We start from the raw sequence: 15,223 nt of genomic DNA on the forward strand, positions 1-15,223 counted from the left end.
TCAATGCGCTGGCGAGGGTGCCGATTCTACCAAGCGCTGCTTTGGGTGCTCCAAATCCTCAAACGCGTTTCTTACGCACCCGGCAACGGCGGGCCCGATCTGGCCGGGCTCAAAATGACCCGACAAGCCGAAGAATGGCTGGAATCCCTCGACTTCGTAGCCACCTTCCGGAACCTGTGTTGTTGTGGGAAGATAGCCGAATAACGCGCCTAGGTATCCTGAATAAAGGCGTATCAACCCGGATCGGGGCGGCACCGCCTCATCCAGAATGCGTTCCCATTCGACGCTTGGCTCCGCGGACAATGCCACAATCTCCAGTTCCTGATCAATTCTGATGACCTGGGCCACCAGCATCTTGTCGGGAAAGGAGCCCTTGAAAAAGTCGCCGAGCGGAATTCGGGCTGATCCAGTCTGAAGGCGTGTGGGTGAAAACGTTTTGACGGGATTGCCTTGTGCGATGTCGCCCACGCCGGCCGCCAGGCCGCGGCTCCAGCGCATCCAGTCTCCGGTCGACAGGGTCGGAAATAAATTGCCGAACGCAACGACGCGGATTAGTTTGCGAAATCGCTCGCGTAAGCCGATCTTTTGCGGGGAAGCTTGGATATTCGGTCTGATATTACCGCAAAACCCTTGTATAAACAGGCATGGAATATCGCCAAAGCGCTCGCGTAGCGCCTGGCGCACCGCGCCCGGATAGTCTGCACTGATGACATTGTCCGGCATAACAGCGGTCGGGTGGCAGGTGTAGTGCCAGATCGCGCCGAGCACGCGCTGGTCGTCGGCCTTCCGCAAAAGGATAACGGTCGCCCACTCGTCCTTGGGACCTGAAGGGTTTGGCGAGAAAGCGATGCTCGTTAGCTGGAAGCCATGCATTCGTCCAATGGTCGGAAACGGCCAATAGCGCCGTCGGTTGATGGAGTGGTTCAGCTGTCCCTGAGAGACGCTCAGACTGACTTCTGAAGGTTCTTCTTGTTGAATTTGGCGCAGTAGAGTTTCCGCCGCTTCGGCGACGCTGTTCACGAATGCGAGGTCCGGCGTTCCCAGAGACTCGCAAGCCCGGTCGGTAGCGGGAGCATTATGGGTGTGCGACGCCAGCAGCACGACTTCGTCGGCCCTAAATCCCATTCGTTCGAGCTTCATGAGGATCATATTTTGAAGTTCCGAGCCGACGATCATGAGATCGAAGCTGAAGAGCAGGCAGCGTCCCTCCGAGCATTCCAGCAGCACCGCTGACATTTCGATCGGGTCGAGGACCTCCGAGACCGGCGCCTTGCGCAAAGCATAGCCTGCCAGCGGGACCGGATGGTCGCGCGGGGTCAAGTCGCATGAGGCTGAGCGTGCAAACAATTTCGCCGCGGCGGCCTTTTGATGGTAAAACTGTGCTTTCGCGGGCATCCTTCGAATCTATGAGCTTATGGCGCTGGAATAGAGGGCCTCTTGCCTACTACCGCTTCGCACAATAATGCTTGGTCTTAGGTATCGGCCATGAGGACATATGTCTAGCAAACGTGATCTAGTCGGACGCCTTTTTCCGAAGGGCGTCCCTTTCTCCGAGAGCATAAACGACAATGCGGTGTTTGTTGCCGTCCGCCGGGAGCGGTTCTCGAACTGCCCGGAGTTCGGCGTCAGGCTCGACCTTTACAAGCATCTTGCTTCGATCGTCGGCAACGATCCGATCGACTACCTCGAATTCGGGGTCTGGAAGGGGGATGCCATTGATGCATGGCGAAAGCTCAATAAGGCAGCGGAAAGTCGTTTTGTGGGGTTCGATACGTTCGAAGGCCTGCCGGAGGATTGGGAAGAAGGGCATCCCAAGGGAACATTTTCGACGGATGGCGCGACGCCCCGCATTGACGATCCACGAGTTTCGTTCGTGAAGGGGTTGTTTCAGAAAACGCTGCCTGGTTTTCTGGAGAGGGTAAAACTGCAGAACAGGCTGGTCATCAACGTCGACTGCGATCTTTATTCGGCGACGCTGTACGTGCTAACGATGCTGGATAGATATTTTCAGCCTGGTACGATCATCATCTTTGATGACTTTTACTCAATGAGCCACGAGTTCAAGGCCTTTGTCGATTACGACAGATCGTATGGACGCCAGTGGCGCGCGATTGGGCGCATGCCTCATTGCATGAAGACTGCGATCGAGATTTGCTCGTAGTTGGCCGAGCAATGCCGGGCAGATGGTCTGCGACAATAATTTCTGCGAGGACATGTGACGGTCCCGACCTCGAGCCGCGCGCGTCGTATTTTTGGCGGATGGTCAGCCAGCGTCGTGCAGGTGTTGCTCGCCCTGACGCAGCAAATCGTTCTCATTCCAATATTTTTGAAATACTGGACAAGCGATACCTTATCCGCCTGGCTGATAATTTTTGCCGCGGGTAGTCTCGTAGTTGCCGCTGATGCCGGCTTGCATGCTTGGTCGGTGAACCGTTTTCTTTCATTCAAATCGCGGATTAATTGCGACCGTCGGACCAGGCGATATTACGGTGCCACATTTCGGCTTTTCGTCTGGTTCACCGCGCTGATGGCGGTTTTGCTCCTGACGGTGGTTCAACTGGTTGCACCTTCGAGCGTGCTTGGATTTTCTCGAGAGCCGAATTTCGACCTTGCTTTTGCGGTGATGACCTTAGGGCAGATTTTGACACTGCCGACGAATTTGGCCGGCTCGCTATACCGCGCGCGCGGGCTCTATGGACGAATAGTGATGGTTCAGGCGTGGGGCACCGCGCTCGGACAGCTCGGCCAGCTCGTTGGAGTAGTCGCAACCAGCAGCCTGTTGGTTGTCGTCACAGCATATGTTGTGGGTCAAATTTTGACGATGATATACATCCTGTTCATCGATCTACACCGGCAATTCCCATTTATCAGAGATATTCGTCGTCGGATCTCCTTGCGCTGGACGATTGGACAGTTCGTTGGTTCCTTCCCTTTTGCAGTGATGAATTTTGCCGAGATCGGACTTACCTATGTTTCCGTCTTGTTGATTGGCGCCTTCGTCACAGATCGCATTGCTATTGCCCAGTGGGGACTGACGCGCACAATCGTCGGCTTGCTAAGAGGCATTTGTCATCAGATGACGTTGTCGCTGGCGGCCGAACTCGGACACGATCATGCCATTGGCGCGCGAGACAGCCTGCAACGGCTCTATGCCAGGGGATCAATCCTCGTTACGCTATTTGCGAGCGCCACCACATCGGGCGCGCTGGTGTTTTGGCCGGACTTTTTTGAAATCTGGACCCATGGCGCCATTCCTTTCGATGCGACTCTTGCGTTCATCCTGCTTTTGGGCATGTGTGCCGGAGCGCCGTCCATTTTGGCCCTCAGCTACGCCAACTACAGCAACCGCGGGACCTTGCTGCTTTGGACCAAGTCTCTGCAACTGGCGATATTTTTGTTTCTGTCGTTCCTGCTGATCCCGCGTCTCGGACCTTTGGGAGCGGCAATTGCCCTGGTGTCGAGCGATCTAGTTGCCCAAGTTGGCGTTCTATTTATCATCATTGTGCACGAAACCTTGACACGCCCGGTACGACACACCTTGCTCCTGATCGTGACGATGGTAACGGTCGTCTCGGGTGGATTCGGCATCGGCGAGGCGATTCGCTATTTGCTGCCTGGAGCGGGAATTGGACATTTCCTGACGGAGTGCGCGCTATGGCTGGCGGCAGTCGCTATGCTCGCAAGCCCGCTGATGCACAAACCGCTTCGCGACAAGTTAGTGGACGCGATTCCCCACTAACAGCCGATTTCTGGCGCTTAGCCACGCCTGATGAATGGGATAGTGCTGGTGAGCCCTGGCTTTTAAAGCAAGCCGGGGGACCTGTGTCGGCGTGACGAAGCGCTGGTCTAAAATAGATTGTCTTGATGATATGCTCGGTGAGGAGCGTCCGCTACTTCGTGGCGAGCAAGGCGACGCCGCTGCCGAGCTTTCTGGCAAACGGGATGCAATTGCATATCGCGTCGTCGATATCGGCAACCCAAGTGGCCTGCGGAACTGAAAGCACGATACCCGCTTTTTGGGCCACAATGGAAGGATAGCGCGTCAAAGTTCCGTGTTGAATACATTCAGCATTGCTGAAAGCGCGGAAAATCGGGGATACGCGGGCTTTGTCGAGCGGCGAACAATAAGCGTTTGGCTCGCGCTTTCCGAATATTTTTGTTCCCCAAGTATAGCCGGGAGCTCGCCAGGGTTCGATAGCGGCGAACTTGCCGCCTGGTTTCAGAATTCTCGCGATCTCCAAAAACGCGATCTCGGTGCGCATGTGGTGCACGCAGCCGCCGACGTAACACACATCCAGATACGAGTCTTCAATCGGAATTTCCTCGGCAATGCCGACGATGCAGCGAAGCCGGTCCTCAAGTCCGAGCAGGCTTGCCAACGCGTTGGCGACGCTCGCCTCACCGTGCATGGGCGTAAGGAGAATTGATTCCGCGGCGCCGGCCAGCAGAAGCAGGACGGCAACCGAGCCCTTGCCGCCGATCTGGATGACGCGCTTTCCTCTGACCGATCCAATGTGACGATAACAGTCACGTTCTGCAGCGACATCGATCGTTTCGCAGTACCACAGGTCGGAGTCCGGGAATGGTCCTCGCTCTGCTTCAGAAAGTTTGGCGATCGAGCCTAGATGGCGAAGCGCTGCCGAGTCGCTGGTGTCGAGGGATCCGGTTTCTCGAATTTGCTTGGCGTGTTCGTACCCAGCCAAGTTGTAGAATTCCATCTCCTTATAGGCTTCGTCATACTGGGGCGCCCTGAGATTACGTGACCACGGCGCTTGTTCGGTGACGGCCTCGGGTCCAAGCAGGATCGGGATGTCGTCCTTTACGGGATAGGAAATCGTGCCATCGGCGACCGCCAAATGATCACCGCTGAGCGCCGTCAGCGGTCGCTTGGTGATGGGACATACGAGGCCAGAAATATTCATCGGAAGTCCTTAGACCGGCGCGGATTTGGATCAATGGAAAATCGCGGCAGCTATCATTTTCGCCAATAGTGTCAAGCTCTTTGAGCGTTCTGCGATCAGTAAAAGCATGGATGTGCGACACAATTCAAGACAATCTTGGACCCGTCCTTATGTTAATGCCTTTGTCAGCCCAAAGCTGGTTCTTGCAGTTCGCCATCGACGATCATTGAAATCGGCCCCGCCGCGCGGTCCCGTCGTCGGAACTGTCGACCAGCTCCAGATCTTCATTGCGTGGGTCGAACAGCGCCCCAGCGACTATCGACATTTATCTGTGAGGCTGGTACCTGCCGACAGATCACGGCTGTTATTGGCGGATGCGATTTCTCGCTTTCCAGGGTGCCCAGCAATCGCGATATGGGCCATGCGAGATCCCTTAGGATGAGAGTATTCCAAAGTTTTTGCTACTATCCGTCCTATCGGCCGCGCTTGCGACGGTTGGCCACCAATGCCGCGACTTTCAGGCAGCAGATTGAGGTTTTCTTTGCCGACAGGTACGGAGCCTCGCATATTTTGCTTCCGGTCATTCGCGCAGATCCGGATGCATTTTTCACAAATTGGGACGACGATGACCTCCAGCGCGCCTGGGCGCGCGAAGCCGGAATGGCGAAAAGCGCGTCGTTGGAGGATATCCTGCTGGCGCAAATCGAGTCCCATCGCACCGACATCTTTTACAATATCGATCCCGTTCGTCTTGAGAATGGGTTCCTGGCGCGGCTGCCGGGCTGTGTCAAGAAAACCATTGCGTGGCGCGCCGCGCCATCGGGCAACGTCGACTTCTCGAAGTACGATTTGGTCGTCTGTAACTTCCCCGCCATATTGGCTGATCTAAGCCAGCGCGGCTACAGAACGGCTTATTTTGCACCGGCGCACGATCCGGCGATGGATCCGTTTGCCGATAACAGCGAACGTCCGATCGACGTGATTTTTGTTGGCGGCTATTCGCGCCATCATTTGCGTCGTGCGGAAATATTGAATTCAGTTGCAGGGTTGGCAGACCAGTTCAAGATTGTATTTCACCTCGATCCGTCGCGATTGTCTCGACTTGCCGAGTCACCCATCGGATTCCTGCCGCCGCTGGCGCGGCATCGTCGACCACAAGACGTCCGCTCCGTTTCAAAGTTGCCGGCATTCGGTCTCGATCTCTATTACGCGCTGTCTCGAGCCAAGATCGTTCTCAACGGCGCGATCGATATGGCTGGAAACGACCGTGGCAACATGCGCTGCTTCGAGGGCATGGGCTGCGGTGCGCTACTGCTCTCCGACGACGGGAGATATCCGGATGGCATGGTTCCGGGCAACACGTTGCTTACCTACGACTCTGCCACTGACGCGGTTGCGCAAATTCGGCGGCTGCTGGCAGATCACGATCAACGCAGAGCCATTGCGCGCGAAGGTCATAAAATGGTATCCACCAGGTATTCCAAGGAGATCCAGTGGCTGCGATTTCAAGAACTACTTTGATGGGCTTCTAGTCACTTCGACAAGCGCGAAAGAGAACGAGCGTCAGATGGATAGTTATATTCCGATTTCACAACCCTCAATCGGCGCACGAGAACGGGAGCTTGTCCTCGATGCGGTAGATTCCGGCTGGGTATCTTCCATTGGAAAATATATCGATGAGTTCGAAGCCGCGTTTGCGCGATACTGCGGGACTGAATTTGCGCTGGCGGTGAGCAACGGCACGACCGGTCTTCATTTGGCCCTGGTGACACTTGGCCTTGGGCCTGGCGACGAGGTGATCATACCGGATCTGACATTTGTCGCGACGGCTAACGCCGTAGCATATACCGGCGCGTCTCCCGTTCTCGCTGATATCGATCCCGATACGCTCTGCATGGATCCAGCATCGGTCGAGTCCCTGGTGACGGAGCGCACCAGAGTAATCATGCCAGTTCATCTTTATGGGCATCCGGCAGACATGGACGCGCTTGCCGCGATCGCGAAGCCCCGCGGTATTGCCGTCATCGAAGACGCTGCCGAGGCCCACGGTGCCGAATACAAGGGACGGCGGGTTGGGGGATTAAGTCAGTGTGGCGTATTCAGCTTTTATGGAAACAAGGTCGTGACCACCGGCGAGGGGGGCATGCTGACGACCAATGATCGCGCTTTTTACCAGCGGGCAAAACGGCTGCGGGATCACGCGATGTCCCCCGAACGCCGCTACTTCCATGACGAGCGCGGGTACAACTACCGCATGACAAATCTGCAGGCTGCATTGGGTGTCGCGCAAATGGAGCGCATCGATGATTTCCTGAAGGGTCGTGACGAAATCATGGCGTGGTATCGTTCGGCCATTCCTTCAAGCGAAACCGTTCGCCTGAACCGCGTCAAGAACTGGGCAGCCAGCGCTTTCTGGATGGTGTGTTTGGAAGTCGACGGGTTCAACGAGGCGCGACGCGAAGCATTCATGGGGAAGCTGAAGCAGCGGGGTATCGATTCTCGTCCGTACTTCTGCACGATGTCATCGATGCCGATGTACCAGCAGAAGCCATTGCCCGTTGCGGCGCGGAAGGCGCAATCAGGCCTCAATCTGCCATGCTTTGTCGGCCTCAGCAAAAAGGATGTCGAGCGCATCGGCGGCGTCGTCAACGAACTGCTTGCGGACGTTGACCAGAGATGAAGGATGCGCCACCGCCAATCTTGAATCGAATAGCCCGAAAGCTAAAATCGTTCTCGATGCGATCCGAACTTCGCGCGTATCAAAGTTCGATGTCGGCGGACAGCCCGTTGCGAGGATTGCCTGCGCACGTTGTTGGCGATGCGTCGGCGGATCCGACGGAATTCTTCACGCACTACGACGCCTTTGGCTACTGGTTGGCCGAGAAGCTTGCGCGCACAGATCGACGTCGTCGAATACTCGACATCGGCAGCCCCAAGACACAGAATGCAATCCTTTCCACCTCGCACGACTTGACGGCGGTTGTTCTCGCTGACTGCTCTGACAGGTTCAGCGCCGTCAAATACGTCGAGCACGATGTGACGCAACCGTTGCCGTTTGCGGCGGGATCGTTCGACTGTTTTACATCGGCCGCGGCGCTGCAACTCATCGGATTGGGGCGGTATGGAGACCGCATCGACGCAAACGCCTTGCCAAATCTTGTATCGGAGCTTGGTCGCGTCATGTCGGATGACGCCGAGCTCTTTTTGAGCATGGCGCTTGGCCCCAACATACTCATGTTCAACAACCATTGGTGCCTGGATCTGGAAACAATCCAGCGCGTGTTCAGGGGCTGGCGCCTCGCGGATGCAGTGGCTGACAATTGGTCCTCGCCGAAAGTTCACCCCACCGGCGACGCCTCGAAAAGATTCCTGACGCCGGAACAGCTTCCCATCATCGAGAAACGTGACTATCGGGTTGTCTTCTGTGCGTTTGTTCGAAATTCCTGATAATCCACGAGAGGCGACCACGACCAGGAATGAGGGATTGAGCACGAACCCTACTCATCTCGGATAAATACAACTTTAAATCGGTGCCTTGATGTTACAGGACAAAAAAGCAGCCCACTATAGCTGGGAAGAGGCGATCGCTATCCTTCGAAAAGATCCGCAGCATCGTGAGCTGATTCACAATGCATACTTGACGGCTGATTTGCACGATAATTGCCGGCGCTTTGCTGAAAGCGCCGAATTTGCCGAAGTTCTCAATTTAATCCGCACTCATAGGTCCGACGCGCGCGACGTCCTCGATGTTCCAAGCGGTAATGGCATCGCTGCTTTTGCATTCGCGCGTGCGGGCTTCAAGGTGGTCGCGGTTGAACCGGATCCTTCGGATTCAGTTGGTCGTAGTGCGATTGCCACATCCTTGTCGTCAGAAAACCTCGAGGCCAGGATTGTTGATGCGTTTGGCGAGAATCTGCCGTTCGCCTCTGACAGCTTCGACGTGGTCTATGTCAGGCAGGGCCTTCATCACGCCATGGATTTGAAGGCCATGCTGGCCGAGTATGCGCGTGTACTGCGTCCTGGCGGCCTGCTGTTGGGATGCCGCGAGCATGTGGTCGACGACTATGAATCCAGTTTACAGGATTTTCTCGACGCCCAGGTGGATCATCAGCTTTATGGCGGGGAGAACGCGTTCACACTGTCCGACTATCGTGCAGCTTTCGTGGATGCAAGACTTCGCATCATTGAGGAAATCGGACCTTACGATTCACCGATCAATCTGCACCCCAATACGCCGGAGCTTCTTGCTGCCAAGATCTGCAAATCGGTGCCGGGTAGAATCCTCAGTTCGATTTTGCCGGAATCTACCGTTTTCAGACTTGGCATGTGGCAGTTGAAACGATCAAACCGCCCGGGGCGACTTTACTCTTTCGTCGCTTTGGCCTCATAGCGGTCGATCGAAACAATGCTCCAGCGCCTTCTTCCCCTTGTCGTATTGCTTCGCGAGCGATTTCCACCCGCTTACGATTTGCTGGTGCGATTGGCCAAGCGCTTCATGGGGGGAGTGTTCGGCGTCTATCCTCGTACCTTGGCCAATGAGGTAGGCGCTGTCACGGAAATCCTGCGAAGCTCGCAGTGGAACATGGCCTACGGACGGGGGCTCGCGCACGAGCGCCTCGAAAATGATTTCGCTGAAGCTGTTGGCGCCCGCCATGCGATTGCGGTCGCGAGCGGAGGTGTGGCGTTGCAAATGTCGCTGCGCGCCATGGGGCTAAAACCGGGCGACGAGGCGATCCATCAGGTCGACACCTGTTCTGCGACGGCGATGGCCGTGATGAACGCGGGTGTTACACCCGTTTTTGCGGATATCTCGGATTCCACGTTCATGCTCGACTGTTCCGACGTCCAGCGTCGGATCGGGCCACACACGCGGGCATTGATTGCCACCCACATGTGGGGAAATCCCGAGAATGTCTCCGCGCTGCGGACGTTGGCGCGCGAGCACAGCCTTAAGTTGATCGAAGATGCTTGCCTCGGCCTTGGTGCCGTCGTGGACGGAAGACCTGCTGGCTCCTGGGGCGATGTCGGCGTGTTTTCGTTCGGGTGCATCAAGCCGATTCAAACCGGCGAGGGAGGGATGATCGTCACCCATGACGAAACGCTCGCGCGGGAACTCAGGTCGCTGCGTCACTGGGGCGATCGTACCATCGAATTTGGCGTTCGTGACGCAACACAGTTGGCGTGGAACGGCCGCATGTCCGAGATTCTTGCCGGCGTCGCCCGCGAACAGTTGCGCGGGTATCCAAGGCACCTGAAGGAGGTGCGCGACGCAGTCGGCGAATTTCAGATCTTCCTTGAAGATTTTCCGGGCCTGTCGCTCGTGCTTGGCATGGCCGACTCGGTTTCGAGTTGCGGCTTCACCCAGGCCGTCCTGCGCGTCGACGCGGCGTCGCTGGGCTTTGGCAAGACGGAGCTGATGGCGGAATTGACGAGAAACGGCGTCGCCAATTGGCATGCCAACTTCGAACTCATCAATGGCCTTTCTTTCTTCCGTTCCGGAGGATGGCGGGATTGGATTTTACGCGGCGATATCGATCGCGTCGGAAAAAACAACGATGGGCCGTTTCCGGCAGCCGAGCGGGTATATGCGCATGACGGCGTTGGCCTCGGCAAGATGAACTTTCTTTCGCTTGGCAACCGCAAGCACCTGGAGTCGGTTCTCCGCTCCCTGACAAAAGGGAGAGCTGCTTGACAAAACTTGGCGTTGTGGTGCTGTCGGCGCCGGACCTCGGAGGAACATACCAATATTCGCTGTCGATGCTGGAAGCGCTCCGCCACACGCAGGCCTATGAAATTACGCTTTATGCCGACCCTTCGAACAAGGATCTCGTGAAGCTGGGGTATCCAATTCGCAAATTCACCGAGCCCCGCTGGAAGCAATTGAGTTACCTGGCGGCCGATGCGCTGGGCCTGAAACTGGAAGATCCGTTTGTTGACGAAGATATCCTGATCGCTCCGATCTATTCTCTGGCTCTGCTCCAGACCGCGAAACCATTTGTCTACACACTGCACGATCTGCAGGAGTTCTACTATCCGCAGAATTTTTCCTGGGCACAAAGACTCTGGCGCCGCAGGGTCCATGTTTGCCTGTCCCGCAGGGCAGGGCGCATCATCTGCGAGTCGGAATACGTGAAATCGGACATCGTCCGTTTCTTTGGCGTGCGGGATGAATGCGTTGCGGTTATCGCAGCTCCGCCGTTGCGGCAGAGGACCGCGGAGTTCGACGCAGCGGAACTTGAAGAGGTCCGTGGTCGCCTTCGTTTGCCGGATCGCTTTATATTGTACCCCGCGCAGTTTTGGCCGCACAAGAATCATCTCCGCCTTATCGATGCATTCAAGCAGGTCGTCGCCAAGGCGCCTGAATTGAAACTGGTCTTGACCGGGAAAAAACGCGATGACTATGAGGTCGTGATGAGAGCGGTCGGGGAAGCCGGCCTCGAAGGCAATATTTTGCATCTGGGCTACATTGAGCAGTCCGATTTGCAGGCGATCTACCATCTTGCGGCCGCACTTGTGATGCCATCCTTGTTCGAAAGCGTCAGTATACCCATTTATGAAGCGTTTGAGGCGGGCACGCCAGTCGCAGCCTCCAATATCCTTTCGATTCCGGAGCAAGTGGGAAGCGCGGCTTTGCAGTTTGACCCTTTTTCAAGTTCTTCCATAGCTGAAAGTATATTAAAACTTGCCCATGACCCGGGACTTGCGAAGAGGCTAGGAGCGCTGGGGCGCGATAGAATCGCGTCAATGACGCCGCAAACCTATTGCAGTCGATTGCAGAATTTGTTGACACAAATCGCAAACGCGAAGGTCATCAGAGCTGACTAGAATCTTGCGCGCGTGGGTCAGCCAAAACAGTTGCTTCGGCGGAGCTGAAACTCCTGATCGCAAGCACGGATTGTTTCGCCGTCGATCCTTCATTCGCTGATTTGTGCAGGGTTGCAACGTTTCCCTTTTCGCCTTCGCCGTGGTCCACCATGGGACGTAATATGTGGACGAAGCGCCTCCTGAGCGATCGGATTGTTCGGCAACTTCGAGTGTCCTCTTCCCCAGTCTTCTCTTGATCTTGGCTTTCGGTTTCAAGGCGTTCTTCCTGGACTGATTGCCAGGGCGATCCTACGAGGCAGCTCGCACTACGTACATCGGCTAACTTCCGCTGGTGCGCTAATGCGTCGCGGTCGTCAATGAGCAGCGCCTAGGCGATCGATTTGGAGCTTTGCTCTCGAAGGCCCAAGCACTCTCTCGGAGACGCTTCTGCCTTTCGTTGGTGGAAGCCATCGTGGACGTCGCGAGGTATGAGCTGAGCCTGCTTTCGGGTCCGTGAACGATGGGAATCCATGAGCGAATAGCTTATGACGTGCATAGGAGGCGGCATGATCGCAATCGTACTGTGTCAACCGTTGCCACGATTGTGCCCATCCTTGGCAGTTGAACGTGTGAGACACGAGATTAATACTACATCAGGGGGGCAGATGGAAATATTGCACCGGCGATATTCTTCGGTCGCTTGACGATTGACCCGGTCAAAACGCTCACCTTCAGCGGCGAATGTATAGCTTGAGACAAAAATTCAATAGTTGTTTGTTGATTCTAGTTCGAGAGAACTACCGGCGCCATGTTCGAACATTGTGCGTGGCGTTACGTACCACAGTAGGAAGAGAAGCGCGGCCCCGTTCGTCAGTAAGGTCGTTGTAAGGGGCACGTTTAAAAGCAACTGCGGAAAAACCCCGCCCGATAACAGAACAAAACTTGGGGGTAAGCCTGCGGACAGACGATTTCCCAGGGCGACTACAAAGCCGCATGCGAGGACGGCGAATGGCGCCAAAAGCGGACCGACAGACGCAATGCCTTCCGTCGCAAATAAAGAGGCGTTTAAGTTTCCCAGTTGATAGTTCTTTGCCATCACGATCGACAGCGGGTCGCTGTAAGGGCATTGGACGAATGGCTTCAAAAACGAAATTTGGCAGAAATACGTGTAGTCATGCCTCGAAAAAAAATCGTTGTACACATCAATAGCGGCAGAAGGAAAGGCAATCATCCTAAAGTTTATTGACCCGAACCACCCTATAAAATGTTGGTAGGAAATCGCTCCCGACTTGTACAGAGCGGACAAGGCCAGACCGGTCGACAGCGGAAGAAATAGTGACAGCACCACTGCAATGCGAGGGTTAAACCTGGATAGCAATGTGAGAAGCAGCAGCCAGAACGGCGCAAGGAACGTCAGTTTTGTGAGTGCGATCGGGTAACACAGCAGCATCAGCAGCAGCGCTGCGGCGGCACGTCGGTGATTTCGGCGGGTCACGAAGCATGCAAATGCGAAAGGCAGCAGCGCGTTCGGGGTTATGCCGATTGCGTATCTCATAAAGGCGGGAAGGTCGAGTTCGCTGCGAGCGCTGTACATTTCAGCGAGGCCGACAAATCTAAAATTGTAGGTGGCGCCGGTTATGACGACCGCCGTCCCTAATACGAGTATGAATGACAACAAGCGATCGAGCGCTGGCTCTGACAATACCAGCCTTCGCTTGATTGGCGACGTCAGGAATAGCGCCGGCGCGAGGAATGCCGACGCGCAGGAAAAAGCCGAAATGGCGCATAAGAGATGATCGTATCGGAATAGCGAAAATTCGGCGAGCCAAAGATACCCGAGAACCATCGTGTAGAGATAGAACCCCACAAAATAGCCGAAGCTGAAGCGGGCAAACACGAATAGCGCAGAGGCAGCTGCAAACGGCGCAACCATCATGATGGCGCCGTAGAGGCGCGTCGTGTCGAACATAATCAATTTAAGATATGCGTAAAAATCGGCGACGAAGATCAGCGACAGGCAGCACGCGACGATGTGGAGGCCCAATAGTGTGCCTAGCCAGAGTTGGACGCGCGACCGCACCGGAAAACTCAGGGGTCTGTCAGACACTTCGCTCATGCTCGCCTAGGCAGGATTTCAGGGGAGCGTTCAGCGCGCTGAAGCATCCGGACGATGCTACAGGTAGAACGATCAAAGGTTGAACTTCACCGGAACGATTCGCCCTCGGCAACCCTGGACCGCATTGGCGGTTCATTCAAGAAGGTGTGCAACCCAGTGCGAGCAGTTTTCTAGGCCTCGCAATCAGCGGGCAGCCAATTCGGTGCCAAATCGAACTTTGACCGCCGGCCTTAATAAGTACCTTACGCATCGTTCGGGAACTGATATTAACCGAGGAGGTCGGTTCAGGCTAGCTCGATAACGCGTAATCACATCGGAAACTGTAAGCGGCATCGAATCCGATATGAAGGTCTCACCGCGGGCGCGCGGATTGACCAGTGCAGTTGCCACGGCAGAACAGAAATTCTCAACCGACAGCACCGACCGTCGAGCCCTTAGCGCTCCGAATCGCAATGGAAGCGATAGGCGCGAGATTCTGCGAAGGGCTCGCAAAGTTGCCCTTCTAAATCACAACAGGGCGCTAAAATTGTAAACGAAACGCCTGTCGACCGTACCGATAGCTCGGCGGCCAATTTTGACCCTCGTATTGCCGCATCAGCAAATGTTACCGTGATGGCACGGATGCGAGGTCGACTGATCGGCCGCGCCAGGCAGCTTTCCCGGCTTGCTCGACGAAAGGGGCTGTGGGCGGGTCGGGCCCTACATAGCCCGAGCCGTCCACAACCCCGGGGATGAAGCGGTGGCCTAGGCATCCGCAAGCGGCCGCTCCGCGACCAACTGCTCGGCAGTCTGCTGTCTAAGCGGCCTTAGCAGGCGCTGCACGATCGAATGCTGTCCCGCCCCGAACTCCTCGGGGTGAGTTTCGCTCAGCCGACCGACGATTGCGAGCGCCGTCAGTTGCGGCTGCTCCGCGAGCCAGTCCTCGATAGCAGCATATGTGGGTCGAGCTTGGACGGGCATGCGAGCCCTGGTTTTATAGAGCCGACAAGTCCGCCGGCGCGTGGCACGCGGCTCGCCGGCGGTCACCCTCTTGCCGAGCGTCTTCGCGAACGTCGCCGCGGTCACCGGCGCGTTGCTCGTGTGAGCGGAACGCAGGCCGCGCGCCTGTCCGGCACGACGATCGACGCGATTGCCGCGTTCGTCCTGGGTTGCGCGAATCTCGGCCAACAGCGCGACCGGATCGAGCGAGCGATACTGATCGCGCAGCCGTTTCTTCACGGCAGTGGTCACTTTGGGATGCGCTAATGCACGCTCGTAGGGCGTCGATGGGGGATGATAGCGCTTGATCACTTTAGCCCTTCGCGGCGCTTCTCCTTCAGCTTGAACGACGGCTGGAAGAAGTTGACGTAAAGTCGTGACGCCGCATAGAGGCGGCCCATCACGCGCGCCGTCTCGACGCCAT

The 15,223-nt window shown here is 56.2% G+C and carries 12 protein-coding genes; 8 read left to right on the plus strand and 4 right to left on the minus strand.

Annotated elements, in window-relative coordinates:
* Positions 1-1,395 carry a hypothetical protein gene (locus IVB47_RS06840; protein WP_247460621.1) on the minus strand — a complete coding sequence of 465 codons (1,395 nt, stop codon included), beginning with the start codon at positions 1,393-1,395 and terminating at the stop codon, positions 1-3.
* Positions 1,396-1,573: 178 nt separating this feature from the next.
* Between IVB47_RS06840 and IVB47_RS06845 the strand changes: the two genes are divergently transcribed.
* Complete coding sequence (locus IVB47_RS06845; RefSeq protein ID WP_247460623.1) at positions 1,574-2,161, plus strand: TylF/MycF family methyltransferase; 588 nt, start codon at positions 1,574-1,576, stop codon at positions 2,159-2,161.
* Between the two features lie 54 nt (positions 2,162-2,215).
* Entirely contained in the window at positions 2,216-3,739 is a 1,524-nt protein-coding gene (locus IVB47_RS06850) for a hypothetical protein (protein ID WP_247460626.1), read from the plus strand.
* A gap of 151 nt (positions 3,740-3,890) precedes the next feature.
* Here IVB47_RS06850 and IVB47_RS06855 read toward each other — a convergent pair whose 3' ends face one another.
* Positions 3,891-4,922: a methyltransferase domain-containing protein gene (locus IVB47_RS06855; protein ID WP_247460628.1), complete on the minus strand. Its 1,032-nt coding sequence runs from the start codon at positions 4,920-4,922 to the stop codon at positions 3,891-3,893.
* Between the two features lie 417 nt (positions 4,923-5,339).
* Between IVB47_RS06855 and IVB47_RS06860 the strand changes: the two genes are divergently transcribed.
* From IVB47_RS06860 to IVB47_RS06885, 6 genes are all read left to right on the plus strand, one after another.
* Positions 5,340-6,422 carry a glycosyltransferase gene (locus IVB47_RS06860; protein ID WP_247460631.1) on the plus strand — a complete coding sequence of 361 codons (1,083 nt, stop codon included), beginning with the start codon at positions 5,340-5,342 and terminating at the stop codon, positions 6,420-6,422.
* Between the two features lie 46 nt (positions 6,423-6,468).
* Positions 6,469-7,581, plus strand: coding sequence for a DegT/DnrJ/EryC1/StrS family aminotransferase (locus IVB47_RS06865; RefSeq protein WP_247460633.1), 1,113 nt, complete (start codon positions 6,469-6,471; stop codon positions 7,579-7,581).
* An 89-nt stretch (positions 7,582-7,670) separates the two neighbouring features.
* Positions 7,671-8,348 carry a DUF268 domain-containing protein gene (locus tag IVB47_RS06870; protein WP_247460635.1) on the plus strand — a complete coding sequence of 226 codons (678 nt, stop codon included), beginning with the start codon at positions 7,671-7,673 and terminating at the stop codon, positions 8,346-8,348.
* A 91-nt stretch (positions 8,349-8,439) separates the two neighbouring features.
* Positions 8,440-9,291, plus strand: a complete 852-nt coding sequence (locus IVB47_RS06875; RefSeq protein WP_247460637.1) for a class I SAM-dependent methyltransferase — start codon at positions 8,440-8,442, stop codon at positions 9,289-9,291.
* Positions 9,292-9,306: 15 nt separating this feature from the next.
* Positions 9,307-10,593 carry a DegT/DnrJ/EryC1/StrS family aminotransferase gene (locus IVB47_RS06880; RefSeq protein ID WP_247460639.1) on the plus strand — a complete coding sequence of 429 codons (1,287 nt, stop codon included), beginning with the start codon at positions 9,307-9,309 and terminating at the stop codon, positions 10,591-10,593.
* Complete coding sequence (locus IVB47_RS06885) at positions 10,590-11,726, plus strand: glycosyltransferase family 1 protein (protein ID WP_247460641.1); 1,137 nt, start codon at positions 10,590-10,592, stop codon at positions 11,724-11,726. Before IVB47_RS06880 ends, IVB47_RS06885 begins: the two co-directional genes overlap by 4 nt.
* Positions 11,727-12,468: 742 nt before the next feature.
* On the opposite strand, the gene IVB47_RS06890 is transcribed toward IVB47_RS06885, so the two are convergent.
* Both IVB47_RS06890 and IVB47_RS06895 read right to left on the minus strand, forming a co-directional pair.
* Positions 12,469-13,749 carry a hypothetical protein gene (locus tag IVB47_RS06890; protein WP_247460642.1) on the minus strand — a complete coding sequence of 427 codons (1,281 nt, stop codon included), beginning with the start codon at positions 13,747-13,749 and terminating at the stop codon, positions 12,469-12,471.
* Between the two features lie 816 nt (positions 13,750-14,565).
* Entirely contained in the window at positions 14,566-15,111 is a 546-nt protein-coding gene (locus IVB47_RS06895; RefSeq protein ID WP_247460644.1) for a hypothetical protein, read from the minus strand.
* Between the last annotated feature and the right edge of the window lie 112 nt (positions 15,112-15,223).

It is taken from the genome of Bradyrhizobium sp. 62 (assembly GCF_023073035.1).
In the GTDB taxonomy this organism is placed as follows: Bacteria; Pseudomonadota; Alphaproteobacteria; order Rhizobiales; family Xanthobacteraceae; genus Bradyrhizobium.

What these genes read in the sequence shown, in the direction of transcription:
- IVB47_RS06840 (WP_247460621.1), bottom strand. Translation starts at nt 1,395, where the DNA reads ATGCCCGCGAAAGCACAGTTTTACCATCAAAAGGCCGCCGCGGCGAAA.
- IVB47_RS06855 (WP_247460628.1), bottom strand. Translation starts at nt 4,922, where the DNA reads ATGAATATTTCTGGCCTCGTATGTCCCATCACCAAGCGACCGCTGACG.
- IVB47_RS06860 (WP_247460631.1), top strand. Translation starts at nt 5,340, where the DNA reads ATGAGAGTATTCCAAAGTTTTTGCTACTATCCGTCCTATCGGCCGCGC.
- IVB47_RS06865 (WP_247460633.1), top strand. Translation starts at nt 6,469, where the DNA reads ATGGATAGTTATATTCCGATTTCACAACCCTCAATCGGCGCACGAGAA.
- IVB47_RS06870 (WP_247460635.1), top strand. Translation starts at nt 7,671, where the DNA reads ATGTCGGCGGACAGCCCGTTGCGAGGATTGCCTGCGCACGTTGTTGGC.
- IVB47_RS06875 (WP_247460637.1), top strand. Translation starts at nt 8,440, where the DNA reads ATGTTACAGGACAAAAAAGCAGCCCACTATAGCTGGGAAGAGGCGATC.
- IVB47_RS06880 (WP_247460639.1), top strand. Translation starts at nt 9,307, where the DNA reads ATGCTCCAGCGCCTTCTTCCCCTTGTCGTATTGCTTCGCGAGCGATTT.